Origin of the sequence: Bacillus sp. FSL R5-0593 (assembly GCF_038603755.1) — a bacterium.
Lineage (GTDB): Bacteria > Bacillota > Bacilli > Bacillales > Bacillaceae > Bacillus > Bacillus velezensis.
On sequence record NZ_CP152011.1, the window covers coordinates 172,501 to 199,435 of the forward strand.

Here is a 26,935-nt window from a genome sequence, read left to right on the forward strand (position 1 = left end):
TACATTGATTTTGCTTTGCTGTTGTGATGTTGAAGATTGTTTGATTTTATTGTCTCGAGCATTCTTAAACTGAACACAATCAGCAGCATAAGGAGCATCAGAGCAGTAAACAGCCAGAACGCAGTTTGTGCGGGATATTCATCTAAGCTCCAGCCGACGGCGATCGGAAGGAGTGAACCTCCTAATCCGTTTGAAGCGAGCAGAATACTGGTAGTTGTTTCTGTCTTTCCGGGATAAAAATGATTTGTGATGATTAGGGCTATTGCAAACATGCCTGCCATGAACAGCCCTAAAAAGAAGCAAAGGGCAAAACCGAACCATACGTTTCTGCTTAATGCTAATACAGTAAGTGCAGCCAGACCGCCAATACTTATGAGACGGAGATAACGGTGATATGTCAGCTTTTCTGATACCGGGCCTGTTAATAACCTACCGATGATCATCCCCGTCCAATACACTGTAACTGTTATCGTTGCCAAAGAGTTGGGGATATCCCATTTCTCAGCGAAGATGGAGGGGATAAAATGTACAATGGAAACTTCACTGCCGCCGTAAAAGAAGAAGTAAGCACCCGCCAAGGCAATAAACAGCAATCCGTGTGACCGATAACCGGTGCTTTCTTTTTTAGTGTCATCGGAAGAGACCTCTTTGCGGATGAGAAGCTGATCAATACTGCCGAAACTCATCTGCCTCCATGCGATTAAGAGTGCAAAACTGGATACCCCTAATACTAAAAAGGCAATTGTCCACATGTGGTTGTTGATAAGAAAGCCTGAGAGCAGAGGCATGAACAGCGCACCTAATCCGTAGGCCACTTCCATCTTGCTCATGGCCACAGCCTGTCTTTCTTTAATAGCGGTGAGGATGATTGTGCCTACACAGGATTCCACCAATCCGGCGCCAAGCCCCGCGATGCTGACGAGAAGAAAGAGCAGCGGCCAGGGCGGCAGGAAGGTGATGAACATTTCACAGCTGATGAGTGCCAGGCCAAAGATAACGACGTTTTTGCGCCCAAGCTTTTTCACCATGTATGGCATGCCAATAACTCCGATGAGAAAGCCCATGAACTGAGAAAATACCAATACACCGCCATTACTGTAGCTTTGTGAATAATGTGTGAGTAACTCAGGCAGTACGGCTCCCAGAATAACAAGTGTAAAAGCAATCGATCCATAAGAAAAACAGCTTATCCACAGCAGACGAGTTTTCATCATTTTATCTCCTTATTGGTAAAATCATATTTCTCTCTACTCGTATGACATGATGTTTTTACAAAAAATCCAAGTATTGTTACTATATCACATAACTTTTTCTCGTACATCCATTATGGTAACGTTAACAAATTGTTAACATTTTTTACAAGAAACATCGTTGACATTATTTTCAATAATTTATACGATAAAAAGCGAAATTCTAATAATTTCATAGGGGTGGTATTTGTGGGAACGAAGGAAATCACGAATCCAGACAGCTTGTATTACAGTGTTGACGATGTAGTAATGGAGCGCGGAGAAGGGATTTACCTGTACGATCAAGAGGGAAATGAGTACATTGATTGCGCCTCTGCCACGTTTAACTTGAATTTAGGATACGGTAACAAAGAGGTCATTGATACGGTTAAAGAACAAGCCGATAAGCTCATCCATGTAACATCATCTTTTCAAACAGACGCCGTAAATAAACTGGCAGAAAAACTAGTAGAAATCGCCCCCGATAATCTCACAAAAGTACACCCTAAAGTCAGCAGCGGTTCCGGTGCAAATGAAGGAGCTATTAAAATGGCTCAGTATTACTCCGGAAAAACCGATGTCATTTCCTTATTTCGAAGCCACCTCGGACAAACGTATATGACTTCCGCTTTGTCCGGCAACTCATTCAGAAAAGAACCTTTCCCGCCGCAAATTTCTTTTGGCCTGCAAGTCCCCGATCCCTATTGCAGCCGCTGTTTTTATAATCAGAAACCTGATTCATGCGGTATGCTGTGCGTAGAAAGAATTAATGATTTTATTGAGTATGCGAGCAATGGAAAAATTGCCGCCATGATTATTGAACCGATATCCGGAAACGGTGGAAACGTCGTTCCGCCTAAAGAGTATTTTAAACAGCTGAGAAAGCTTTGTGATGAACATGATATCGCTCTGATTTTTGATGAAATTCAGACCGGGTTCGGACGGACGGGTAAAATGTTTGCCGCGGACCACTTCGATGTGAAACCTAATATGATGACGGTAGCAAAGGGGCTCGGGGGCACAGGCTTCCAAGTCGCCGCCACTCTGACGGAGGACAAGTATACCGGGCTTCCGGGGTATACGCACTCCTTCACATACGGCTCAAATGTGATGGCCGCCGCTGCCGCTTGTAAAACCATAGATATCATGCAGCGTCCGGGATTTTTGGAAAATGTAACGACGGTCGGTCATTATATTATGGATCGCTTAGAAACGATGAAAGAGGATTTCGCTTTTATTTCTGAGGTAAGAGGCGTCGGTCTTATGATCGGTGTGGAGATTGTGAAAGAGAACAATGAACCGGATGTGGAGCTGACCAATTATATTGCTAAACGGGCAATGGATTACGGGCTGATTCTCCGGACATCCCGTTACGGATTCGGAAATGTATTTAAAATCCGTCCGCCTTTAACCATAACACTTAGTGAAGCCGAAGTGCTCTGCTACAGACTTCGCAAGCTATTGGAGGAAATCAAGTGAGAGACTATATCATTGAGCTTGGACAATTTGTTTATCAAAAGGTGAAAAATCAAAAAGGCACGCTGAAAAACCGGCTCGTAAACGGCTATTCTCCGGGAGGCGACGCCCAATTTAACATAGACGCCGCTGCTGAGGAGGCGGTGCTGGATTATATTCAAGAAAAGGGCCATCCGGTTGCTTTTTACACGGAGGATGGCGGCCTGAAGCTGATTGGAGAAGATCCGCAATATATTTTAATTGTAGATCCGATAGACGGAACGCGCCCGGCCGCCGCAGGACTTGAAATGTCGTGTATTTCGATTGCGCTTGCTTCGTATAAGCCAAACGCAAAGATTAAGGATATCGAGTTTGCTTTTTTACTTGAATTGAAATCAGGCGCTTATATGTACGGTGATGTATACAGCGATGCCATTCATTTTGAAGGGTATCATGGAGAATTGCCGAATTTGAGCGAAGTGCGGGATATTAAAAATATGTTTTGGAGCCTTGAATTTAACGGGCATCCGGCGCAGCTGATGACGGACGCATACGGCCATCTGATTGACCAGTCGGCCAATAATGGCGGGGTTTTTGTTTTCAACAGCGCTTCTTATTCGATTTCACGAATTATCACGGGGCAGATGGATGCTTATGTGGATATCGGCAATCGTCTGCTGAAAGATGATCCGAAGCTGCTTTCAGATTTTAAGCAGGTCGGGAACGGACAGGTGCTGCATTTGTTTCCTTATGATATTGCCGCAAGCGTCTTTTTGGCGAAGAAGGCGGGAGTGGTCATTACGGATGCGTACGGCCGGTCTTTGGACGAAACGCTTCTGACAGATTTAAGTTATCAGAATCAGCAATCATGTATTGCGGCATCAACGAAGGAGCTTCATCAAACATTGTTAGACCAAATCCGCTGGGGCAGAAAGGAAGAGAAATATGAAGGCGTTGGTCTGGACTCCTAATGATAAGCTTGAATATCAAGAGGTGGACGAGCCTCAAATTCGGAAATCCAATGATGTGAAAGTGAAAATTTTCGGCACCGGTATCTGCGGAACGGACTTAAATGTGCTGAAAGGAAAAATGAATGCAACCCATCATATGATTATGGGGCATGAATCGGTGGGAGCGGTCGTGGAAATCGGACCGGACGTGACAAATGTAAAAGTCGGAGACCGCGTCGTGATAGATCCTACGCAGTTTTGCGGGAAATGTCATTATTGCCGGAGAGGGCTGACGTGTTATTGCGAAACCTTCGAGGATTGGCAGCTCGGAATCGGGGCGCACGGAACGTTTGCGGAATATTACGTGGGGGAAGACAGGTTCATGTACAAAATTCCGGATTCAATGGAATGGGAGCGGGCCACATTGGTTGAGCCTCTCTCCTGTGTGCTGAATGTTGTGGACAAGGCTTCGATTCAACCGGAGGACTCGGTCTTGGTTTTGGGGTCGGGACCGATCGGACTGCTTGTGCAAATGATGGTGAAAAAACTGGCGCGATTGACGGTTGCGACTGAAATAGGCAGTTTTCGAAGCGAGGCGGCAAGCCGGATATCTGATTATGTCTACCACCCTGAAGCATTAACCGTGGATGAAGTGAAACGGATTAATCAAGGAAGAAAATTTGATGTGATTTTTGACGCGATCGGCAATCAGCTTGATTGGGCTTATCCTTTTATTGAAAAGGGAGGCAGAATCGTGCCGATGGGCTTTGATGATACGTATGAGATGACGGTCAGGCCGTACCAGCTGCTGTCAAACGGCGTGACGATTGTAGGCACAGGTGAAGCCCGCCAGATCATGGAAGCCGCGTTAGCATGCGCGTCCGACCTTCCGCAGCTCTATGATCTTATTACGGAAAAGACGGAACTGAAGAATTATGAAGAAGCCATTGATCATCTCATGGGCATCGACCCGGTGACAAAAGAAAGAAAGGATATCAGCGCAATAAAAACGATTCTTGTGTCTGATCCGGAACTTTTATAAAAGCGGAAACGGCTCCAGTGAGAGTCGTTTTCTTTTCTTATTTATACGGTCTTGCACATTTCATTAAAGTTTAATATGATACTCTTTGTTAACAATTCCTTTCCTCAACGACATTATACTCTGAGCGTGTCCTCTTTTTCCCCGTAAGTTTGCCTCATATTCCCCAGATGAAAATCAATGTTTCCAACTGATAGGGTGCGGATTTTTATAGAGAAAAGGAGTCGTTATCATTTGAAAGATTATACGTTACAGCAGCAATGGTTCGGGAATGTCCGTAAAGACATTCTGGCCGGTATTCTGGTTGCCCTCGCTCTGATCCCCGAGGCGATCGGATTTTCAATTATTGCAGGTGTCGATCCGATGGTCGGCCTTTATGCATCATTTTGTATCGCGATTATTATTTCTATCTTCGGCGGCAGACCGGGAATGATATCAGCCGCTACGGGTTCAATGGCGGTTGTCATGGTGACATTGGTGGCTGATTACGGGCTGCAGTATTTGTTTGCGGCAACCATTTTGACAGGTATTATTCAATTTATTCTTGGTGTCAGTAAGATAGCGAAATTGATGAAATTTATTCCGCGTTCGGTCATGATCGGATTTGTGAATGCTTTGGCGATCTTGATTTTTTCTGCGCAGCTGCCCCAGTTCAAAGGAGCCTCATGGGTCATGTACGCCATGCTTGCCGGATCACTGGCTATCATATATCTATTGCCGAAGGTTACGACGGCTGTGCCGTCTCCGCTGGTGGCGATTATTGTCATGACGATCATTGCGGTGGTCTTCCATGCGGATGTCCGCACGGTCGGTGATATGGGCGGGATCACAAGTTCACTTCCGCATTTCTTGATACCGGATGTTCCGTGGACGTTTGAGACATTGCGGATTATTTTCCCGTATTCTCTGGCGCTTGCTTTCGTCGGATTGCTCGAGTCATTGCTGACAGCCCAGATCATTGATGAAATGACGGATACGGATAGTGATAAGAACAAAGAAAGCCGCGGACAAGGCATCGCCAATATTGTGAACGGATTTTTCGGAGGCATGGCCGGATGCGCCATGATCGGCCAGTCTGTCATTAATACGAAAGCCGGCGGACGCGGCCGGTTATCGGCTTTTACCGCCGGCGCGTTTTTAATGTTTTTAATTGCTGTATTAAGCGGTATCGTCGTGAAAATTCCGATGGCTGCGCTGGTGGCCGTGATGGTTATGGTGTCTATCGGCACGTTCGACTGGTCATCGATTAAAGGTTTGCGGAAAGCGCCCCTTACTGATTCGATCGTTATGGTTATTACCGTCGTGACGGTCGTCCTGACAAATGATTTATCAAAGGGTGTCTTCGCGGGTGTGCTGCTAAGCGCGATCTTTTTTACGGCGAAAATTTCTAAGCTGAAGATTGTGTCACATTCCGAACAGAAAGATGTCAGAACTTATAAGGTAACGGGACAGATCTTTTTTGCTTCCGTGTTTGAGCTCATGAATGCCATCGTTTATGATGAAGACGTGAAGCGGATTGTCATTGATTTGACCGATGCCCACGTGTGGGATGATTCGGGAGCAGCGGCTCTTGAGAAAATTGTCGCCAAATGTAAAGAATACGGAATTGAGGCTGAATTAAAGGGATTAAATCAGAAAAGCCGAGATTTAATGAAACAAATGGCATAGAATTTGTGAAGTCCGGATGAATATATCCGGGCTTTTTTTCGGTTAAATTTGCCGGGGTGCATTGTTATAATGAATGAGACTTGAAAACCGTATATAGGAGACTTGCATATGATGTGGCTTCAGAAGTTGAACCAAGTGTTGGGGAGAATCATGCCGCTTTTGACTCCGTCAAGTGTGGCGGCGGGTGTGCTGTTATCTCAGCATATCAGCTGGATGGCCGGCGCTGTGCCGTGGATATTTGCATTTATTACATTTACGGGCAGTCTGAGTGCCAATTTTCATTCGCTGAAGCGCAGTATCGAGAAGCCGCTCCCGATGATCATGGCATTGTTTGTTCTGCATATTTTCATGCCTGTTTTTGCATGGGGAAGCGGCCATCTGATTTTCAGCGGTGACCCTTTAACTGTGACGGGGCTGATTATGGGTGTGGTGATTCCGACCGGAATTACGAGTTTGATTTGGGCTGCGATGTATAAGGGGAATGTCGGATTGACGCTGTCTATTATCCTGGTTGATACCGTGCTTTCTCCTTTTATCGTACCGTTAAGCCTGTCTGTCCTGGCCGGGGCGAATGTTCAGATGGATGTGTGGGGAATGATGAAAGGGCTGGCGGAGATGGTGGTAATTCCATCCATCGCAGGGATGATAGTCAACCAGTTTTCCCCGCCGGTAAGGACTCAGGCAATAAGCCGTTCGCTGGCTCCTTTTTCAAAAATCTGTCTGATGATTGTCATTGCCATTAACAGTTCTGAAATCGCGCCGTATGTCACGCACGTGGATATCAAATTTGCGGGCATCGCAGGCATGGTATTTTTTATTGCCATGACGGGTTATGCCGTGGCATGGCTGATCGGAAGGCTGATGAAGCGGAGCCAGGATGAAATTGTGTCTCTGATTTATACGGGGGGCATGCGCAATATCAGCGCCGGAGCCGTTCTCGCCGTTTCTTTTTTTCCGTCTCAAGTGGCGGTTCCGGTCGTCATCGGGATGCTCTTTCAGCAAATCCTTGCCGCTTTGTTCGGCTATTTGCTGAGACGCTTTGAACTTAAGCCGGTCGTGATGAAGTACGAAAAAAACCGCTCAGCTACGTGAGCGGTTTTTTCCGTACAGCCAGCTTAGTGCTGCATTGAATTGTCGTTTGAACGCTTCTTGATGGTGCACGGCGCCCTCTTCGATCGTGAATAAGAGCTGAGCTTGAGAAAAGCCTTTTTGCCTCAGGTTTTCGTACACGTCTTTATTTAGTCGGATCATGGCGTTTTGGATGTTACGTTTTTGTGCTGCTTCACGGCTGCCGACAGACATAAAGATACGCCGCCGTGCCGGACGCAAAGATGCGGAGCGGACATAATCTGCTGATTTTTCATACCAGAAGGAACCGGAAATACAACCGATTCTGCCGAATATTTCAGGCTTTTGGAGCATCGCGTATATCGAAAACAGTCCGCCTAATGACGCGCCGATCAGTCCTCTCGTTTCCGGATGTGCAGAAATGTGATGCATATCTTCTACAGTTGGAATGATGACATTTGTCAGCTCCTCGAGAAAGAGCCTCCCTTTGCCGCCGAAATCATGAAACGCAGGGCTCAGGGAAGGCGCGGGCCACGGCGTGTACTCATCGAGCCTGTCAGCCGGTTTGATGCCGATGAAAATCAATTCGGGAAGTGTACCGTTCGCAAATTGGGATTCAAGGTTATCCATCTGTTCTAAAAACAAAGAACCCCCGTCCAGTACGTACACACAGGGTAAAGCCCCTGTTTGAACCGAATAGGAGGGAGGAAGATACACAGTGCATTCCTTTCCGTTTATCCGGTGTTCTGTAAGGGTGCCTCTCATGCATCCAGCCCCTTCTTTTGCTTAAACAGAAGAAAAAAGAAATAAGGAACGCCGAGAATCGCAAGAATAATTCCCGCCGGCACTTCTGAAGGCTGAAAGAACAATTTGCCCGCAAAGTCGGCGGATATGACGAGGAGCATACCGACCAATCCGCTGACCGGTAATGAGTAACTGTGCTCAATCCCGGCGAGCCTGCGGGAAATATGAGGCGCGATCAGTCCGACAAATGCCATGCTGCCCGCTGCGGTTACACATGCGCTGATCAAAGCGATGCAGGCAATGAGTAAAATCGTTTTTTCTTTATTGGTTGAAACACCGAGGCTTTTCACCGTGTCCTCATCGAAACGAATGGTATCCAGCAATGACGTTTTCGCCATAAGCAGAGGAATGAACACGATCAGCCACGGAAGGATTGCCGTAATGGTCATCCAGTTTGCCGACCAGATGCTGCCGTTTTTCCAAACCATCGCCATCTCATAATCCTGCGGGTCCATTTTTAATGAAAGAAATAAAGACAGCGCGCTGAATCCGGAATTCATGGCGATCCCGACGAGAATAATTCTGCCCGATTCCAGATGCCCCCGGTGCCAGGCGAAAATATAGATCAGCACGGCCGCCATCAATCCTCCGATGAGGCCAAAGACAGGCATACCCATCGCAGAGGCAAGTGCCGTCGCTTCAGATTGTCCCTGAAACAGAAGCATAAACGTGACGATTCCGGCTCCGGCTCCTGCATTAATGCCCAAAATACCGGGATCGGCAAGACCGTTTTTGGTAATGGCCTGAATAACGGCTCCGGCTATCCCCAATCCGAGCCCGATGGCAGCAGCCATGACAATGCGCGGCAGCCTCAGCTGAAACAGCAAAATGTCATATTGCGGATTCGGATGGATGCGGAAAAGCGTACTGAGCAGTTCACCCGGCTTTGCGGAAAAAGAACCGCTTGTCATGCTGAAATAGCTTACGAGCAATATGAGAGCAATCAGAATGATATAAATTCCGGCCATTTTACGCACCACGCTGATCCCCTCCTTTTCTTTTAATCAAATAAAGAAAGAAAGGAACACCGATGATAGAAGTGACAACTTCAATAGGCGTCTCAAACGGATAATTGATGAATCGGCTGGCAAGATCGCAAAGGGTCAGGAAGACGCCGCCGATGATGCACGCGCATGGGATCAGCCTGCTGTAATCCGATCCGACGAGAAAACGTGTGATGTGCGGAACGACCAAACCGACAAAGGCAATTTTTCCGGCGAGTGCCACCGAGCTTCCGGTCAATATGACAACGGCCGCCATCGCCATGAGTTTGATGGTTCTTTTCTGCTGTCCCAGACTTTTTGAAATGTCGTCTCCTAATGATACGGCAGTGACCTTTTTGCTGAGAATCATGGCCGTGATGATTCCGATCGCAAAAAACGGGACGGCCAGTTTCAAAAAATCAGGGTTCATTTGATGCAGTCTCGCACTGTACCAAAAACTGAGATCCTGCGAAATTTGAAAATAAATCGAAAGCGCAGCCGACAGACTGCTGAGAAGCATACTGGTCACCGTTCCGATGATGGCAAGCTGCACCGGGGTAAAACCGCCGGGAAGAATGGAGGCCAGCCCGAAAACAAGAGCGGCGCCGAATGCGGAACCGATAAACGAATATATGATCATTTCAATGGATGTCGATTGAGGGAGCAATACCATGCAAAGGGTGATGATAAAAGCGGAGCCGTCCGACACACCCATGATCGAAGGCGAGGCCAGATAGTTCCGTGTGATTCCCTGCATGAGCGCTCCGGAAACAGCAAGGGCGGCGCCGATAAACATAGCGCCGGCAGCCCTCGGGATTCTTGAATGCCATATGATCTGATGGTCGGTATTCTCCGGATTAAAGTGCAGCAATGCGGAGAACACGGTATGGATGTCAAGCTGCTTTGCGCCGTATAAAACGGAAAGCAGCAGTGACAGAACAATGGCAATCGGTGAAGCAATGATAATCATGTGTGTCCGCCGTTTTGCATACATGTGAAAAACCTACTCTTTATTAGTCTTGAGTCAATTTGTCAGCCGCAACCTGTAAGAAGCTGATTTTACTCCATGCGGTTCCGCCTTGGGCTAACGGATCAATCGTATTGACGTATACATGGTCTTTTTTGACTGCCTTCAGGCTCTTCCAGATCGGATTTTTCTCTAAGTCTTTCAAAGCGTCCGGCTTATCTGCGTTTTCGTCATCAGAGAATTGTACGAAGATATGGTCAGGGTTCATTTCGCTTAATTTTTCAAGAGAAATCAGTTCCTGCGCTTTCGCCGCTTTGACTTCGTCCGGCGCCTTCAGGCCTAAATCACCGTAAAGCGTGGAGTTGAAATATACTTGTTCAGGATAAATATAAATATTGCCTTGTCTGATTCTGATGACCAGCGCGTTTGACTGTTTCGCTTTGCTGTTGATCTTTGTTTTTGTCTTTTTCAGGTCCTGTTCGTAATCTGCGATGATTTTTTTCGCTTTTTTCTCTTTATCTGTAAGCTGGGCGAGCAGCATCATGTTTTCTTTCCAGTTTGATGAGATATGAGAGACAGGGATCGTTTCAGCGGTGCCGCTCAATTTTTTCAACGTTTTTTCCGGGAATTTGGTTGATGCCAGAATGACGTCCGGCTGCAGCTCAAGAATTTTTTCCATATTCGGCTGCATTTTTTCTCCCGTAGATACGGATTTATCTGTAATATCTTTAAACAGTTCCGGGAATTTGCCGGAGAAAGAAATTGCCCCTGCCGGATGAACGTCAAGCAATTTGGCGTCTTCCATTGATTCTACGCTGCCTGTAATGGCGATTTTGTCAGTCGGCGCTTTGACTTCATATGTTTTTCCGAGATATTCGATTTTCTTTTTATCTGAAGAAGCGTCCTTTCCTTTACTTGCTGTATCAGATGTTTCTGAGCTTCCGCAAGCCGCGGCCGTGAAAGCCAAAAGCAAAATCATGAAAGCGAATGCCAATTTCTTCATCTATTGTTCCTCCTGTTCAATTGATAACTATTATCAATTGGAATTATAGAGAATGAACAGGGATAAGACCATGGATAATTTCCGGCATTACCATGGACGATCTTCGGAAAAAATGGAAATGCTTTGCTCGATCATCCGCTGATGTCCGCTTGGAGAATATTCAATCCACGGGTCAGATGAAATGGGAAACACGCGTTTATTGCTGACGGCTCTAAGGTTCTGCCATATCCCGGTCTGCTGAATCCGCTGAAAATAACGAAGCGTTTCCGGTTCTTTACAAGTGAAAAGCATGATGCAGTCAGCCTGGCAATCCGCCAGCATGTCCAAGGAAATCTTTTCGTCAGGAGCAAAAGATTCCGGTTTTGCGGAGGCAAAGCCTAAATCACCGAAGAAGACATCCTCAATGCTGTTGTTATGGGCGATGTACATATTTTCTTTATATACACGGACAAATAAGAACCGCTGATGCCGCACGTGTTTCAGAGCATCTTTCGCTGAATGGGCGAGACTTTGATAAGCTTTAAGCCAGTGCCGCGCTTCCTGCTCTTCATTCAAATATGCGGCTGTGCGAAGAAACTGGTCTCTCCAATTCTTTTGAGCCGGAAGGTAAAAAACGTCAGTGATGTCATTCAGGCGCTGTTTTTCTTCTTCACTGACAGAATCAAGACTGAAAATGATGTCCGGGGCAGCTTGGGAAAGCGTGTGCAGGTTCTCTTCCCAATTTGCATTATAGCGGTAAGCACTCAGGTGAACCGGAATATCGGAAGAGAATTGTTTGTAATAATAGGCCGTCCATTTCGGGTGCAGCGCCGCAGCATAAGGCACGTGATGCAGAGGAATCAGATGCCCCATCGTTTCTTTTCCGTACGCGGCCATTTTTGTGCGCCTTTTTTTCATATAGCTTGTGGGTGAGCTGCCGGTATGTTTTTTAAAGATGCGGCTGAAATAAAATTCATCTTGGTAGCCGATTTGATGAGCGATTTCCCGCAGTTTGCAGTTTGCCTTGGCCATCAGTTTTTTCGCATTGGTTATGCGGATGTCTGTGATATATTCAGTTACGCTCTGCCCGTATAGTTTTTTAAAGGTTTCACTGTAATGCTTGGGACTGATTCCCGCCATATGAGCGAGCTGGGTGAGCGTGATTTTTGTGTCGGACTGAGCATGTATGAATTGTTTTGTCTGTTCGATCGCCGCTTTCGTATTATTTTGATGGCATACTTTTGCGGCATAAAGGTCGTACATCAGCTGCTGAAAGTCGGCTGTATATTTCATTTTCTGCAATCCATCCGCCGATCGCGCATTTTCAGAAAGTGACTGAAGCCGGCTTGTCAAATGATCAACCGTTTGTAAATTCATTTGCTGAAGTCCGTGGAAGATGTCTTCCCCGTTATCCGGAAGCATCGCTTCATCATCTGATGAATAGGAGAAAACACGGAGTCTGACGATATACAAATGGATGCCGCCTGACGGTATAGGGGCAATATTGAATGTCTCATCACAAGGACAGATGTAGAGCGTTTCCTTCTGCAGCGGAAAGCTGTCTGTTCCGATATCAATTTGTCCCTCGCCTTTCACATGAAAGATCAATACGGGGGAATCAGTGAGCTGATGCTCTGACAGAAGGTCGGCTGTTTTTTTTACGGAGATGATATCAATGGGCTGAAAGAATAATGTGTTTTTCATGAGAAACCACCTTTTAGGAAACATTCATTTAAATGATAACTGTTATCATTTAAATTGTACCAAATAAATGAATGTTTTCCTATAAAAAGCGGAAATGTGAAATGCGTCAAAATGTTACACGTGTAACACGAATGTTGTCAGTATATGAGGTATTGTTTTCTTAGAGTTTTGAATTGGTCCAGCCGGCGTTGATATGTGCCGGTGATGTCTTCAATGGAAGTGCCTTTTTCTATTTTTTTGCGTACCCAGCCGTTACCGATCAACTTGTCAAAAGAGCCTGTCGGCAAGAATGAAAAGTCATTCGGATATAAGTCATGTATGGTTTTCAGAATGGAAAGCCCTGTTTTTGCCGCTTCAAATGTGTTTCTGTTTGTTACGTAGACTTGAACGCCGTGGCACAGCTTGCCCTGGTGCTTGGAGAAGCTGGGGGTAAATGATGCGGCTCTGAAGGTGACGCCCGGAAGCTTGAGACTGTTCAGGCGTTCTTCGAGCTCGGTGCTTTTCATATAAGGCGCGCCGATCAGTTCAAACGGCTTTGTCGTGCCCCTTCCTTCGGATACGTTTGTGCCTTCGATTAGTCCTGTCGCCGAATATGCGAATATGCTGTCCGGGGTCGGGATATTAGGCGAAGGGAGGACGAACGGCAGACCGGTATCTTCAATCGTCATCGTCCGCTTCCAGCGCTTCATTTTTACGACGGTGAGGTCGGCGCCAATATGAAACTCTTTATTGAATAAAAGAGCAAGCTCACCGATCGTCATGCCGTGCTTCAGCGGGATCGGATACAGTCCGACAAATGAAGCGTAATCCGGTTCAAGAACCGGGCCGTCCGGATTTCGTCCGCCTTGCGGATTCGGCCGGTCCAATACATAAAAAGGTATGCCTTTTTCTTTTGCCGCTTCCATGGCATAGGCCATTGTATAAATGTAGGTGTAGTATCGCGTTCCGACATCCTGAATATCGAAAATCAGTACATCTGTATCTTTCAGCATGTCAGGCGTCGGTTTCCTCGTTTCCCCGTATAGGCTGTAGACGGGAAGCCCTGTTTTTTCGTCTATATAGGATGTGACTTTGTCTCCGGCCTGAGCATCGCCGCGGACACCGTGCTCCGGTCCGAATAATGCCGTCAAGTGGATGTCTGGCGCCTCATGCAGCACGTCAACGCTGCTTTTCAATGACGCGTTCACACCGGTCGGGTTGGTGATCAGCCCGACCCTTTTTCCCTTCAGTTCCTGTTTATAATCTTTCAGCAGGCGGTCGATGCCTGTTTGGATGCTTGGTTTCTTGGCGGTATGAAGGTTTCTGTCAGAAGCCGCCGAGACTGCCGTCATAGCACTGATGACGACTAATCCGGCAAGAAGCGCAGCCGTTTGTGTTTTCATAATCAGCCCTCCTGTTTAAAGCGGTTTTCCGGTCTTCAGATTGATACCGAAACCATAAGGATACAGTGTCGTTCCCGGATGCGTGACGGAAGGAATGTCAGCGGGCAGCCTGCCTTGCGGTGTTGTCTGTCCGAATATCGCTTCAACGCCTGCCGGAATGTTTGGCTGGAGAAATTGTCCGTCTGTATATCCTTTAAAGCCGTAGACTGCGATAAGGGCTTCAGCTTCTTCAAAGTTCGCAGCATCATATGGATTACGCAGGCTCATCAGCACAAAGGGTTTTTGGTTCGATTGTGCGGCTTTCATGACGGCCCGCGGAAATGCAGTCGTCCACTTGCCGGGATCTGTGACGGAATCGTCAATCACGCCGTCGTTTACGACAGGATCATTTTTCACAACATATGAGCCTGTAATCACGTAATCAGCGTCAGATATCTGCTTTTTGTGTTCATCATGAAATGTACGCTCGGCGAAGTTCATTTTACTGATGGTTACCGGCCGGATTTTTTTCTTTTTGATGAGCTGCCGAATGGTTTGTTCCATTGACGCTGTTTGATCTTCATATGGAGCGGCAATGAGAACGCGGCTGTTCTTTTTCGGTTTGAATGGGAGGGTGCGGTTTTTGTTTTGTAAGACGGTGACGGACCTTTCCGCGGTTTGTTTTTCAGCTTTCAGGTGATTTTTGCTGCCGACGGTTTTCTTTGCTTTTGCAATCTTCTTTTTCAGATTTGTCTCTTTCGGTGCGGGATATATCCCTCGTTTTATTTTCAGGGAAATGATGCGTTCCGCCGATTTGTTAATTTGCTGCAGCGGAATATCCCCTTTTTGTACCGCCTTTTTTAAAGCGGAATGAACCCGGGCAAAGCGGTTTTCCGTTTGCAACGATGTCACTTGGGCCGGCATCAGGGCAATATCGACGCCTGCTTTTACGGCCATGACGACCGCCTCTTCCTGGCCGAAATGATCGGCAATGGCTTTCATATTTAATGCATCCGTGACGATGACGCCGTTAAAGCCCATTTCCTCACGGAGAAGATGAGTCATCACTTTTTTCGAGAGCGTGGCGGGTACGAGGATGTCTGAACCGTCCAGCTTGCTTTTATAGGTTGTATCGTCAAACGCGGGAAATTGCACATGGGCTGTCATGATCATATCAGCTCCGGCCTGAATGGCCTTCCGGAACGGATAAAGTTCAATCTGACGCAGCCTTTCTTGATTGTGGGTGACAAGCGGAAGGCCGTAGTGGCTGTCGACATCCGTGTCGCCGTGTCCCGGGAAATGTTTGACGGCGGCAGCGACATCCTGCTTTTGCTGAGCCTTCATTGAGGCAAGACCGAGTGAAGCTGTCAGATCTCGGTCTGAACTGAAGGACCTGACGCCGATGACAGGATTTCCGGGATTATTATTGATATCGAGAACGGGAGCGAAGTTCGTATTAATGCCCAGTGCTTTCAGTTCTTTCCCGATAATGGCGCCGGTCTGGGACGCGTAGGCTGTTTTTCTAGCGGCTCCGAGCGCCATATTGCCTGGGAAATGAGTGCCCTCACCAAGTCTAGTTACGATGCCGCCCTCCTGATCAATGCTTAATAATAGCGGAATGTCAGGGCTCGCCTTTTGAAAGGCATCTGTCAGGCGTACCGTTTGTTCAGTGTTTTTTACATTTTCTGAAAATAAAATAACGCCGCCGAACCGGTACTTTTGAATAAGCCCTGCGACTTCTTTATTCATTTGGGTAAGAGCCTCAGGTGATGACTGCCCCTTTTTTTGCCAATTGCGAAAATCAGGCATGAGCATCTGCCCTAATTTTTCATCTAATGTCATACGGGATACCGCTTGTTCCGCCTGTGACGGAATGTCCGGTTTTGTCGATACATGATGCGTGCCGAAAACAATGAACAACAGTAATACAGCTGAGATAACAAGTTTCATGATGGTGCCCTCCTGCCGTCATAGTTTGGACAAAAGACATGGGTTGTCATTCAATGGCTTCATAAATCGTTTTTATGATGCTGCCGTAGCTTCCGGTCGGAAAAAGATCCCCTTCAAAAACATTCGGGTTTTCACCGGGACTGACGACGGGGGAATGCTTTTTATTGGTCAAAAGTGCGATCCCCAGCTTATAAGCGGGATCAATAATCGTGACTGTGCCGGTCCATCCCGTATGGCCGTATGCCTGCCTGCTTGCATAAGGGCCGAACATCCACTCCATATTCGGGCTGCCGTTTTTCCGCCAGCCGAGAGTGAAAGTCGGATCAGAGGATGCCGCCGTTGTGAACAAATCGGCCGTTCTTTTATTGAAGAGAGAAACGTGTTTATAACTGCCGCCGTTCAGCATGACTTGAAGAAGGACGGCCATGTCATCAGCTCTGGAAAACAGCCCGGCGTGGCCGGACACCCCTCCCATTGAGTAAAATGCTTTTTCATCGTGAACTTCCCCCTGCAGCGTATACGTCCTGATGTGAGGAAAATGGATGACTCCGTCACGTGTGTTGCCTAAACGTTCAGTAGCTGCGAATGATTTTTCTTTAAAGCCTTTTTGCAGCGGATTGAACAGTGTGTGCGTCAGTTTCAGCGGTTTGTACAGTTCTTGTTCCGCATAGGCATCAAGGGTTTTTCCGGTTATGTTTTCAATGATGCAGCCGAGAAGCATGTAACCGATATCGCTGTATACGTGTTTTGTTCCCGGTTTGTATGCAAGCGGGATTTGAGTGAGAAAACGGATCGTTTTATCCCGTTCTTGTGAATACAAAGGGCCTGCGGTGTCCGGCTGATAGAAATAAAAGCTTGCCGGCAGACCGGATTGATGCTGGAGCACATCGATGACGCGAATGCGGTCTTTTTCATGAATCGGATCGCTTTTTCTGTCTTTGAAATCAGGAAGGTAAGCCGAGACTTTTTGATACACATCAAGCTTTCCCTGGCTGACGAGTCGCTGTAATGCAAAATTCGCCGCGTACATTTTTGTATTGGAAGCTAGATCAAACATGGTTGATGTTTTCATTTTTTTCGGACGGGATAAAAGGGTGTTCCCGTCATATTTTTTGCTGTAGCCGTATGCTTTCTTTTTGATCACCCGTCCGTCCTTTACGACGACGAGGACGGCTCCGGGGAATCCTGCTGCAATGTCTTTTTCAATCATTTGATCAACCTTTCTGAGCTTTGCTGCGTCGTATAATTTGGATTGGGCTTCGGCTTTGTGCTGCGGCAGAAAAGAGAGGCTGATGACCATTGTGAGTATGGCGGCTGTCAGTGTTTTCATATTCTGATCCCTCCCGGTTTATTCAAATTCAGCAGCCATGTCATCCTTAAATCCGAACGCATAAGTGAAGACAAAGCCCGCCACGTAAGAGATGAAGAGACCGATGATATACAAAACGATTTGAGCCGGCTGTACGAGAAACGAGAGCGGAAGGCCGGAGACACCGATTGAAAAAGTAGCCACCTGAAAATGGGCTTGAAAGGCGCCGCCGATTCCCGCCCCTAAACACGCCGTCAAAAACGGCCGGCCGAGCGGGAGCGTGACGCCGAAGATGAGCGGCTCTCCGATTCCGAGCAGACCGGATGGAAGTCCTCCGCCGATCGCTCTTTTCAATGAGGCTTTTTTTGTTTTCATAAAGATGGCGAAGGCCGCCCCTACTTGACCCGCGCCTCCCATCGCGAGAATCGGAAGAAGCGGGTCATCTCCGATTGATCGGATTAATTCCAAATGTACGGGAGTCAAGCCCTGATGCAGGCCGGTGACGACAAGCGGCAGGAAGGCGGCTCCCAGTACAAACCCTGAGAGCACTCCCCCGACATTCAGCAGCGACAATAAACCTGATGTAATCAGATCAGAAATAAAACCGCCTGCAGGGATAAAAACGACATATGTCACCAGCCCGGTGATAAGTAAAGACAATGTAGGCGTGACGATAATGTCGATGGATTGATGGACGTACTTTCTGATAAACCGTTCGGTATAAGCGATAAAAACCGCAGCGAAAAGAACGCCGATTAATCCTCCCCTGCCAGGGAGCAGATTCTCTCCGAACAAACTGATATTGGCGATCTCAGGGTTAAGGATCAATATGCCCGCAAGGCCGCCCATCGCAGGTGTCCCGCCGAATTCCTTCGCCGCATTGATGCCGACAAGGACGCCGAGGTAAGCGAATAAGCCTGAACCGATAACCGTTAAAATAAGTGCGATTTGGGATTCTTTCGGGAGCCAGCCGGCCTGAATGACGGCTTTCGTAATACCGGTGATTAAACCTGATGCAATGAGTGCGGGAATAAGGGGAATGAAGATGCTTGATATTTTTCTCAGAAACAGTGTGATGGGTGTGGTGTTTTTTCTGTTGAGATCGGCTTTTTTCCGTGAGGCGGCTTCTTTTAAATCAATGTTTTTTCCGGATGACATAAGTTTTGCGAAAGCGTCGGCGACATGATTGACGACACCCGTGCCGAGAATGATTTGCAGTGTTTCGGCTTCGACGACGCCTATTACCCCGTCAAGCCGTTTCAGCGCTTCAATATCCGTTTTGTCCCGATCTAAAGGTGTAATCCTCAGGCGTGTCATACAGTGGGTAAAGCCTGAAATATTCGATGAACCGCCGCAATTGTCCAGGATGTCTTTGGCCAGTGACTGATAAAATGCCTCTTTGCTCATGGAGATCCTCCTTTTTCCGTGCGATTTTTCCCGGGGAGCTGTGCCTGAAACGCGTCCTAAAAGCGCCTGCGCCGATCATGAAAACGGCGCGGGCTCGTAAAAGCACATTATTTTTCACCAAAGAACGATCAGCGTTCTTTTTCTTTTGAAACGTGCTGTTCAATGGCTTTGTCAATGAAGCCTTCTGCTTCTTTGAGCAGTGCCTTCGCGTGTGTTTCGTCTGAATTCATCTTCAGCATGACGATTGCCGTTTTGACATGGCTGCCTGCGGCCTCAAGCGTTTCTTTTGCCTTGTCGTACGGAACGCCCGTGATGCTTTGGATAATGCCGATTGCGCGTTCTTTCAATTTTTCGTTGCTGACATGAACGTCCACCATTAAATTTTCGTACACTTTGCCGCTTTTGATCATCACGGCCGTGGAAATCATGTTCAGAATCATTTTATGTGCCGTCGCCGCTTTCATTCGTGTTGACCCTGTAATCACTTCGGGGCCGACGACGACTTCAATGCTGTGATCGGCATAAGTGCTGATCAATGAGTGTTTATTGCATGTGAGCGCGACAGTTTTGGCGCCGATTGTTTTTGCGTATTTCAGCGCACCGGCCGCATACGGCGTGCGCCCGCTTGCCGCGATAGCGATCACGGTGTCTTCTGCGGTAAGCCCGATCGTTTTGAGATCGAGAGCGCCGGTTTCCTCGCTGTCTTCTATACCTTCAGCCGCTTGCAAAAAGGCGTCTGCTCCTCCGGCCATCAGACCGATGACAATGTCGGGACTTACGCTGTATGTAGGCGGGCATTCAACCGCATCCAGTACACCGAGTCTGCCGCTTGTGCCCGCTCCCGCATAAATCAGCCTGCCGTTTCGCCGTAAGGACTGATGGGCGAATTGAACGGCAATCTGAATATCGGGCAGCACCTGCTGAACGGCTTCAGCCACTTTGAAATCCTCTTCGTTAATGATGCGGAGAATTTCCATCGTGTCTGCTTGATGGATTGAAGCGGTCTGCGGATTTCTGGTTTCTGTGGTCAATCTGTGAATGTTAAGCCGGTCTGTCATGATTGTACCCTCCCAAGTCGTTAATACTTGAAGTATATGGGCTTCTGAATAGATGTTTCAAGAAAAATCGGCAGGGATGAGATGAATAATCAAGCGCTTTCACAAAAAATGATGCAGAATGTGCTGTTCACCGATCGGGCCGATCCTGCGACGACCTTTATCAATAAAACCGGAAGACCGGTACAGGTTCTTTGCACGATGATTGCGATGGTTTACAGCAAGCACGATTTCATCACACCAAGGAAAGTAATTTGCGACAAAAGCGGGGAGCTGCAGCATCGCTTGTTTGGCATAACCTTTTCCCTGATGCGGCGCATGTAAGGACAGCGCACTCAGCAAAATGGCAGACACATTATTCGAATACGGGGCAATGGTTTCTTTTGAGGTATGTAAAATAAAAAAACCGACGGGGCGGTCTTCTTTTAAAATGACTGTCGGGTAGCGATCCCGGATGACAAGAGCCTGCGGCAGTACATCCTTCGGGAGAGCTGTGAACTTTATATCTTCTTCACTCAGCACAAACCCGTTCAGCCCGTCTGCATGCTCCGGTTTATAAAAGGACAGGGCTACATCCATGATATCTACTCTCCTTTTTTATAATTGATCCAATTCATCTTCTGATAGAACACGGCAGCCTGCCCGTTTTAAAAGAGCGGAAGTGATGCCGTCTCCGATTATTTTTTTTCCTGAGAAAGTGCCGTCATAGATAAAGCTGCTGCCGCAGGACGGACTGTTTTCTTTAAGGATGACCGTGGCGGCGCCTATTTCTTTTGCGTATGCTAATGTTTTTTCCGCGCCGTCCATATATAAAGCCGTAACGTCTTCGCCTGATGCCGTTACGATTCTTGCTGTTCCGTTCAGCACGTCTTCGCCCGTGCCGCCGATGATTTCCGCCGGTTCGCGGGGAGTGGTGAAGCCGCCCAAAAGTTCGGGGCAGACCATAACAGCTTTCTTTTCTTCTACGAGTCTGCGGATTTTTTCCGAAGCGGCGTGAGAGCCGTTATACCTGCATTCGATACCGCCGAGACAAGAGCTGACTAAGATCATCTGTGTCCATTCCCTTCAATATTTTGATACTTTCATCATAAATGAAATAAGAGAGGAGGGATGAGTTTTTCAGTTAAAAAACGGGTAAAAAAGTTTGAAAATAAAAAAAATAATTTTCCTCTTTACAAATGGGGTACAACCTGTATATAATAACTTTTGTCAGCTCGACGCGGACACAACGGCCCGTTGGTCAAGCGGTTAAGACACCGCCCTTTCACGGCGGTAACACGGGTTCGAATCCCGTACGGGTCATATGGAGGATTAGCTCAGCTGGGAGAGCATCTGCCTTACAAGCAGAGGGTCGGCGGTTCGAGCCCGTCATCCTCCACCATATTTGCCGGCCTAGCTCAATTGGTAGAGCAACTGACTTGTAATCAGTAGGTTGGGGGTTCAAGTCCTCTGGCCGGCACTGTTTTTCAAAAAAATACGGAGGGGTAGCGAAGTGGCTAAACGCGGCGGACTGTAAATCCGCTCCCTCAGGGTTCGGCAGTTCGAATCTGCCCCCCTCCACCATTTTTGGGCTATAGCCAAGCGGTAAGGCAACGGACTTTGACTCCGTCATGCGTTGGTTCGAATCCAGCTAGCCCAGTCTCAGACACCTTTTGCATAAAGGTGTCTTTTTTTTATCAGCATTTTGTTTCGATTTCTGATTGTTCATCAGATATACTATTTTTAAGCTGCTGTTAAGGCAGTATATTCTGTATTTTCCATCTACACCCTGCCTGAAATTTGGTAAAATAAATGTAATAAAAAAAATGAAACCTTTTAAAACAATCAACGTATAGATACAGACCGGTGAAGGGCAGAGGTAAGATAAAACATGGAAAACCTGATTAAAAAAAGAATCAAGCAAGTCAAAAAAGGCGATCAAAATGCGTTTGCAGAAATCGTTGACCTTTATAAAGATAAGATTTACCAGCTTTGCTACCGCATGCTCGGCAATGTTCACGAAGCGGAAGATATTGCGCAGGAAGCTTTTATCAGAGCGTATGTCAATATCGACAGTTTCGATATCAACAGAAAGTTTTCAACGTGGCTTTACAGAATTGCGACCAACCTGACCATTGACCGCATCCGCAAGAAAAAGCCTGATTACTATCTGGACGCAGAAGTAGCGGGAGCAGAAGGGCTGACGATGTATTCGCAGATCGCCGCGGACGGGGTTCTCCCTGAAGACGCCGTATTGTCATTGGAGCTGTCGGACACAATTCAGAAAAAGATTTTAAAGCTGCCTGACAAGTACAGAACGGTTATTGTATTAAAGTATATTGACGAACTCTCTTTAATTGAAATCGGGGAGATTCTGAATATCCCTGTCGGCACCGTCAAGACAAGGATACACAGAGGCAGAGAGGCTCTTAGAAAACAATTGAGGGATCTTTAAGTGGGGTGATGAAATGAGCTGTCCTGAACAGATCGTGCAGCTTATGCATAAGCATCTTGATGGAGATATCCTTCCTGAAGATGAAAACGTATTAAAACAACATTTGCAGTCATGCGGGAATTGCAAACGGCATTTTCATGAAATGGAGAAATCCGTAGCACTCGTCCGAAGCACATCGCATGTCACGGCCCCTGCTGATTTTACTGCCAAAGTTATGGCGAATCTTCCAAAAGAGAAAAAACGCGCTTCTGTAAAACGATGGATCAAAACTCATCCGATGATTGCAGCCGCAGCGGTTTTTGTGATTTTAATGGGCGGCGGTTTTTTCAACAGCTGGCATAATGACCACAATTTCAGTGTGTCCAAACAGCCGAACCTTGTCGTGCAGAATCACACGGTCACCGTCCCTGAAGGCGAGACCGTAAAGGGCGATGTCACAGTAAAAAACGGCAAGCTGTTCATTGAAGGAAAAGTCGACGGCAATGTGACCGTCGTCAACGGAGAAAAATACATGGCCTCAGCCGGACAAGTCACCGGGCAGATTGAAGAGATTAACCAATTGTTTGACTGGGTCTGGTACGAACTGAAATCGGCGGGCCAGGGCGTCGTGAGCGCTTTGGACCCGAGTGAAGATGAGTAAAGCGTATAATCGCTTTACTCTTTTTTTGTGCATCGCCGCTCTGGCTCATTTCACTTGAGAAATCAAAATGTGGTATAATGAGCACGCTATATGATGTACATATTGCTCATGCAGCACAATTCATAACAGAAAAACGAAATGACTGAATTCTTGGAGGACGAGGAAATGGCTTTTGAGGACATCCCATTTTTGCAATACCTCGGCAATGCCGTTGATATTCTCCTTGTTTGGTATGTGATATATAAATTAATCATGGTCATACGCGGGACGAAGGCGGTTCAGCTTTTAAAAGGAATCGTCGTCATCGTATTGGTCCGGATGGCCAGTTCATATTTGGGACTCAGCACGCTTCAGTGGCTGATGGACCAAGCGATAACATGGGGATTTTTAGCGATCATCATTATATTCCAGCCTGAGCTGAGACGGGCGCTTGAACAGCTCGGACGGGGCCGGTTCTTTTCCAGGAGCGGAACCCCCGTGGAGGAAGCGCAGCATAAGACAATTGAAGCGATTACAAAATCGATCAGCTACATGGCGAAACGCCGCATCGGCGCACTCATCGCGATTGAGCGCGATACGGGAATGGGCGATTATATTGAGACGGGCATCCCGCTTAATGCGCAGGTCAGCTCGGAGCTTTTGATTAATATCTTCATCCCGAATACACCGCTGCATGATGGAGCGGTCATTATGAAAAATAACGAGATTGCGGCGGCTGCCTGTTATCTGCCGCTTTCTGAAAGCCCGTTTATTTCAAAGGAGCTGGGGACGCGTCACAGAGCGGCTGTCGGCATCAGTGAAGTGACGGACAGCTTAACCATTATTGTATCTGAAGAGACGGGCGCCATCAGTGTGGCCAAAAACGGAGACCTTCACAGAGAATTGACGGAAGAAGCACTGAAAGAAATGCTTGAAGCCGAGTTTAAGAAAAACGCCAGAGATACTTCTTCTAACCGCTGGTACTGGAGGGGCAAGAAAAATGGATAAATTCTTAAACAACCGCTGGGCTGTAAAGATCATTGCATTGCTCTTTGCGCTGCTGCTTTACGTTGCGGTTAACAACAACCAGGCGCCGACTCCGAAAAAGCCGGGGGAATCCTTTTTTCCGACATCAACGACTGACGAGGCTACGCTTACTGATATTCCTGTAAAAGCATACTATGATGAAGCGAACTATGTCGTCACCGGCGTGCCCCAGACCGTAAATGTCACGATTAAAGGCTCGACAAGCGCGGTGAAAAAGGCGAGACAGACGAAGAATTTTGAGATATACGCCGATATGAATAAGCTGAAGACCGGGACTCATAAGGTCGAATTGAAGGCGAAAAACGTATCGGACGGACTGACGGTCTCCATTAACCCGTCAGTCACGACGGTTACGATCCAGGAAAAAACGGCTGAGAGTTTTCCCGTGGAAGTTGAATACTACAATAAAAGCAAAATGAAAAAGGGATATACCCCTCAGCAGCCGATTATCAGCCCGAAAAACGTGCAGATTACAGGTTCGAAAAATGTGATTGATAACATTTCACTTGTCAAAGCATCCGTGAACCTTGAAAATGCAAATGAGACCATTGAAAAGGAAGTGAAGGTGACCGTCTATGACAAAGACGGCAACGCACTTCCTGTTGATGTTGAACCGTCAGTCATTAAAGTGACGGTTCCCGTAGCCAGTCCGAGCAAAAAGCTTCCTTTCAAAATCGAAAGGAAGGGAAGTCTTCCGGACGGAGTGAGCGTTGCGAGCATTGACTCGAATCCGAGTGAGGTGACGGTTTACGGCCCGCAGGATGTGCTGGATTCACTTGAATTTATTGACGGCGTATCTCTTGATCTAGGCAAAATTGATAAAGATACCGATATCAATGCCGATATCCCGCTTCCTAAGGGTGTCACTAAGGTATCACCGGAAAAAATCACGCTTCATGTTAAAGTGGACAGTGAAGACAAAAAGGATTTTGACAATGTCGGAATCAAGACGGTCGGACTGGGAGGCTCACAGCAGATTGAGTTTCTCGATCCTGAATCGCAGGCGATAAATATTACGGCCAAAGGCTCTCCCGCCAACATTAAGGCGCTGAAAAAGTCGGACATTGAACTGTATGCCAATGTCTCGGACTTGGATGACGGAGAGCACTCTGTAAAGCTTGAAGTAAACGGCCCGCAAAACGTCACATGGTCCCTGTCAAAAGACACGGTTAAGATCAAGCTGACTTCTAAGAAAAACACAAGTTCAAATAAAAATAACGGCGGTTCCGCTGATTCCGGCAATAAGAACAGCACAAGCGGAGACGCAGACAAAGACAAGAACAAGAACCGGGAAGACGACACTGACAGCGATCAGAATAAAAGTCAAAACCAGGATCAAAATCAAGACCAGGATGAAGACGGATCAAGCACTGATTCTTCTTCAACAGAATGAAAAAGGAGCGATACAAAATGGGCAAGTATTTTGGAACAGATGGTGTAAGAGGTGTTGCCAACAGCGAGCTTACGCCAGAGCTGGCCTTTAAAGTTGGGCGTTTTGGCGGTTATGTCCTGACCAAAGATAAGCAGCGCCCGAAAGTGCTGATCGGCCGTGATACACGTATCTCCGGACATATGCTGGAGGGAGCCCTTGTCGCCGGACTTTTATCGATCGGAGCTGAAGTGATGCGCCTCGGCGTTATTTCTACGCCGGGGGTATCCTATTTAACGAAAGCCATGGATGCTGAGGCGGGCGTCATGATCTCCGCTTCTCACAACCCCGTACAGGATAACGGAATTAAATTTTTCGGAGGGGACGGCTTTAAGCTTTCTGATGAGCAGGAAGCCGAGATTGAACGTCTCATGGATGAACCGGAAGATAAGCTGCCGAGACCGACAGGCGCGGACCTCGGGCTTGTAAACGATTATTTTGAAGGCGTTCAAAAGTATCTGCAATTTTTAAAGCAGACGGCGGACGAAGATTTCACAGGCATTCATGTAGCGCTTGACTGCGCCCATGGTGCGACATCATCCATTGCGACGCACCTTTTTGCCGATCTCGATGCTGACGTATCTACAATGGGGACGTCTCCGAACGGATTAAATATTAATGATGGCGTCGGGTCTACACACCCGGAAGCGCTGAGTGCTTTCGTCAAAGAAAAAAACGCCGATATCGGCCTTGCGTTTGACGGAGACGGCGACCGCCTCATTGCCGTTGATGAAAAAGGAAACATCGTCGACGGTGATCAGATTATGTACATATGCGCGAAGTATTTGAAATCAGAGGGCCGTCTGAAGGATGATACCGTCGTATCGACTGTGATGAGCAACCTCGGTTTCTACAAAGCGCTTGAAAAAGAAGAAATCAAAAGCGTTCAAACGGCAGTCGGCGACCGCTATGTCGTAGAAGCGATGAAAAAAGACGGCTATAATGTCGGCGGCGAGCAGTCAGGGCACCTTATTTTCCTTGATTACAACACTACCGGCGACGGTCTTTTGTCCGCGATCATGCTTGTGAATACGCTGAAGGCGTCCGGCAAAACCCTTTCAGAACTTGCGGATGAAATGAAAAAATTCCCGCAGCTCTTAGTGAACGTGAAAGTGACGGATAAATATAAGGTAGAAGAAAACGCTAAGGTGAAGGCCGTTATTTCTGAAGTGGAAAAAGAAATGAACGGAGACGGCCGGATTTTAGTGCGCCCGTCAGGCACCGAACCGCTCGTCCGCGTGATGGCTGAAGCGAGAACAAAAGAGCTTTGTGACGAATATGTCACAAAAATCGTGGTTGTCGTGCGGACAGAAATGGGAGCGGAGTAGCGAAGTTTATAAGCAGAGAGCGAACAAGACAAGTGCAATCAGCATAATATGATAGTAAACATGATGCCGGGGCGGCAAAAAATAATTGACCGTCCTTGGCACATGCTGTAAAATCAAGCTTGTTCAGCCTTTGTTTTTCACTTGCAG

General features: G+C 47.2%; 23 protein-coding genes and 5 tRNA genes (1 of these 28 cut by a window edge). 15 read left to right on the top strand and 13 right to left on the bottom strand.

From position 1 onward, the window contains the following. Window positions 1–1,211, bottom strand: partial view of an MFS transporter gene (locus tag NYE36_RS01005; RefSeq protein ID WP_176428400.1) — the 5' portion only. The gene continues 1 nt to the left of window position 1, outside the view; only the first 1,211 of its 1,212 coding nucleotides appear in the window; the start codon lies at window positions 1,209–1,211; its stop codon straddles the left edge of the window (only 2 of its three bases are visible, at window positions 1–2). Window positions 1,212–1,439: 228 nt separating this feature from the next. Between NYE36_RS01005 and NYE36_RS01010 the strand changes: the two genes are divergently transcribed. From NYE36_RS01010 to NYE36_RS01030, 5 genes are all read left to right on the top strand, one after another. Continuing rightward, entirely contained in the window at window positions 1,440–2,708 is a 1,269-nt protein-coding gene (locus tag NYE36_RS01010; protein ID WP_007408029.1) for an aspartate aminotransferase family protein, read from the top strand. After that, on the top strand, window positions 2,705–3,655 hold the full coding sequence (locus NYE36_RS01015; RefSeq protein WP_160222803.1) for an inositol monophosphatase family protein: 951 nt from the start codon (window positions 2,705–2,707) through the stop codon (window positions 3,653–3,655). Before NYE36_RS01010 ends, NYE36_RS01015 begins: the two co-directional genes overlap by 4 nt. Continuing rightward, window positions 3,630–4,676: an alcohol dehydrogenase catalytic domain-containing protein gene (locus NYE36_RS01020; RefSeq protein WP_251257361.1), complete on the top strand. Its 1,047-nt coding sequence runs from the start codon at window positions 3,630–3,632 to the stop codon at window positions 4,674–4,676. The genes NYE36_RS01015 and NYE36_RS01020 overlap by 26 nt, the downstream gene beginning before the upstream one ends. A gap of 231 nt (window positions 4,677–4,907) precedes the next feature. Next, entirely contained in the window at window positions 4,908–6,341 is a 1,434-nt protein-coding gene (locus tag NYE36_RS01025; RefSeq protein WP_199022303.1) for a SulP family inorganic anion transporter, read from the top strand. 150 nt (window positions 6,342–6,491) lie between these two features. Continuing rightward, window positions 6,492–7,433 (top strand): bile acid:sodium symporter family protein, encoded by a 942-nt coding sequence (locus tag NYE36_RS01030; RefSeq protein WP_114354912.1) that lies wholly within the window; start codon window positions 6,492–6,494, stop codon window positions 7,431–7,433. Here NYE36_RS01030 and NYE36_RS01035 read toward each other — a convergent pair. From NYE36_RS01035 to NYE36_RS01090, 12 genes are all read right to left on the bottom strand, one after another. Then, on the bottom strand, window positions 7,422–8,174 hold the full coding sequence (locus tag NYE36_RS01035; RefSeq protein ID WP_144464800.1) for an alpha/beta hydrolase-fold protein: 753 nt from the start codon (window positions 8,172–8,174) through the stop codon (window positions 7,422–7,424). The genes NYE36_RS01030 and NYE36_RS01035 overlap by 12 nt on opposite strands. Continuing rightward, complete coding sequence (gene feuC / locus NYE36_RS01040; protein WP_251257368.1) at window positions 8,171–9,181, bottom strand: iron ABC transporter permease FeuC; 1,011 nt, start codon at window positions 9,179–9,181, stop codon at window positions 8,171–8,173. Before feuC ends, NYE36_RS01035 begins: the two co-directional genes overlap by 4 nt. Window position 9,182: 1 nt before the next feature. After that, window positions 9,183–10,190: an iron ABC transporter permease gene (locus NYE36_RS01045; RefSeq protein ID WP_007408022.1), complete on the bottom strand. Its 1,008-nt coding sequence runs from the start codon at window positions 10,188–10,190 to the stop codon at window positions 9,183–9,185. Between the two features lie 19 nt (window positions 10,191–10,209). Continuing rightward, window positions 10,210–11,166, bottom strand: a complete 957-nt coding sequence (locus tag NYE36_RS01050; protein ID WP_003156778.1) for an ABC transporter substrate-binding protein — start codon at window positions 11,164–11,166, stop codon at window positions 10,210–10,212. A gap of 87 nt (window positions 11,167–11,253) precedes the next feature. After that, window positions 11,254–12,849: a helix-turn-helix domain-containing protein gene (locus NYE36_RS01055; protein WP_265451352.1), complete on the bottom strand. Its 1,596-nt coding sequence runs from the start codon at window positions 12,847–12,849 to the stop codon at window positions 11,254–11,256. A 137-nt stretch (window positions 12,850–12,986) separates the two neighbouring features. Further along, entirely contained in the window at window positions 12,987–14,231 is a 1,245-nt protein-coding gene (locus NYE36_RS01060) for a DUF1343 domain-containing protein (protein ID WP_265451351.1), read from the bottom strand. A gap of 15 nt (window positions 14,232–14,246) precedes the next feature. Next, window positions 14,247–16,160: a glycoside hydrolase family 3 protein gene (locus NYE36_RS01065; RefSeq protein WP_265451350.1), complete on the bottom strand. Its 1,914-nt coding sequence runs from the start codon at window positions 16,158–16,160 to the stop codon at window positions 14,247–14,249. A 46-nt stretch (window positions 16,161–16,206) separates the two neighbouring features. Then, window positions 16,207–17,490 (bottom strand): penicillin binding protein PBP4B, encoded by a 1,284-nt coding sequence (pbp4b, locus tag NYE36_RS01070; protein WP_251257358.1) that lies wholly within the window; start codon window positions 17,488–17,490, stop codon window positions 16,207–16,209. An 18-nt stretch (window positions 17,491–17,508) separates the two neighbouring features. Next, complete coding sequence (locus NYE36_RS01075; RefSeq protein ID WP_144665053.1) at window positions 17,509–18,876, bottom strand: PTS transporter subunit EIIC; 1,368 nt, start codon at window positions 18,874–18,876, stop codon at window positions 17,509–17,511. 128 nt (window positions 18,877–19,004) lie between these two features. Next, window positions 19,005–19,934: an N-acetylmuramic acid 6-phosphate etherase gene (murQ, locus tag NYE36_RS01080; protein ID WP_094032870.1), complete on the bottom strand. Its 930-nt coding sequence runs from the start codon at window positions 19,932–19,934 to the stop codon at window positions 19,005–19,007. 99 nt (window positions 19,935–20,033) lie between these two features. Beyond that, the gene (locus NYE36_RS01085) at window positions 20,034–20,510 is read right to left on the bottom strand and encodes a GNAT family N-acetyltransferase (protein ID WP_094032871.1); all 477 of its coding nucleotides are present in this window, start codon (window positions 20,508–20,510) and stop codon (window positions 20,034–20,036) included. 18 nt (window positions 20,511–20,528) lie between these two features. Continuing rightward, the gene (locus NYE36_RS01090; RefSeq protein WP_007408014.1) at window positions 20,529–20,981 is read right to left on the bottom strand and encodes a DUF523 domain-containing protein; all 453 of its coding nucleotides are present in this window, start codon (window positions 20,979–20,981) and stop codon (window positions 20,529–20,531) included. Window positions 20,982–21,161: 180 nt separating this feature from the next. On the opposite strand from NYE36_RS01090, the gene NYE36_RS01095 reads away from it, so the two are divergent. The 10 genes from NYE36_RS01095 (at window position 21,162) to glmM (ending at window position 26,788) form a co-directional block, all read left to right on the top strand. Next, a tRNA-Glu gene (locus tag NYE36_RS01095) sits at window positions 21,162–21,233 on the top strand. Between the two features lie 3 nt (window positions 21,234–21,236). Beyond that, window positions 21,237–21,312: transfer RNA gene (locus tag NYE36_RS01100), tRNA-Val, on the top strand. 5 nt (window positions 21,313–21,317) lie between these two features. Then, window positions 21,318–21,390: transfer RNA gene (locus tag NYE36_RS01105), tRNA-Thr, on the top strand. Between the two features lie 19 nt (window positions 21,391–21,409). Next, a tRNA-Tyr gene (locus NYE36_RS01110) sits at window positions 21,410–21,494 on the top strand. 4 nt (window positions 21,495–21,498) lie between these two features. Beyond that, window positions 21,499–21,570: transfer RNA gene (locus NYE36_RS01115), tRNA-Gln, on the top strand. A gap of 231 nt (window positions 21,571–21,801) precedes the next feature. Next, window positions 21,802–22,365, top strand: a complete 564-nt coding sequence (gene sigW, locus NYE36_RS01120; RefSeq protein WP_003156766.1) for an RNA polymerase sigma factor SigW — start codon at window positions 21,802–21,804, stop codon at window positions 22,363–22,365. Between the two features lie 13 nt (window positions 22,366–22,378). Next, on the top strand, window positions 22,379–23,005 hold the full coding sequence (gene rsiW / locus NYE36_RS01125) for an anti-sigma-W factor RsiW (protein ID WP_011996220.1): 627 nt from the start codon (window positions 22,379–22,381) through the stop codon (window positions 23,003–23,005). Between the two features lie 165 nt (window positions 23,006–23,170). Beyond that, window positions 23,171–23,992, top strand: coding sequence for a diadenylate cyclase CdaA (cdaA, locus tag NYE36_RS01130; protein WP_003156763.1), 822 nt, complete (start codon window positions 23,171–23,173; stop codon window positions 23,990–23,992). Then, window positions 23,985–25,424 (top strand): YbbR-like domain-containing protein, encoded by a 1,440-nt coding sequence (locus tag NYE36_RS01135; RefSeq protein WP_094032872.1) that lies wholly within the window; start codon window positions 23,985–23,987, stop codon window positions 25,422–25,424. The genes cdaA and NYE36_RS01135 overlap by 8 nt, the downstream gene beginning before the upstream one ends. A gap of 17 nt (window positions 25,425–25,441) precedes the next feature. Continuing rightward, on the top strand, window positions 25,442–26,788 hold the full coding sequence (gene glmM / locus NYE36_RS01140; protein ID WP_342496871.1) for a phosphoglucosamine mutase: 1,347 nt from the start codon (window positions 25,442–25,444) through the stop codon (window positions 26,786–26,788). Window positions 26,789–26,935: the final 147 nt, after the last annotated feature.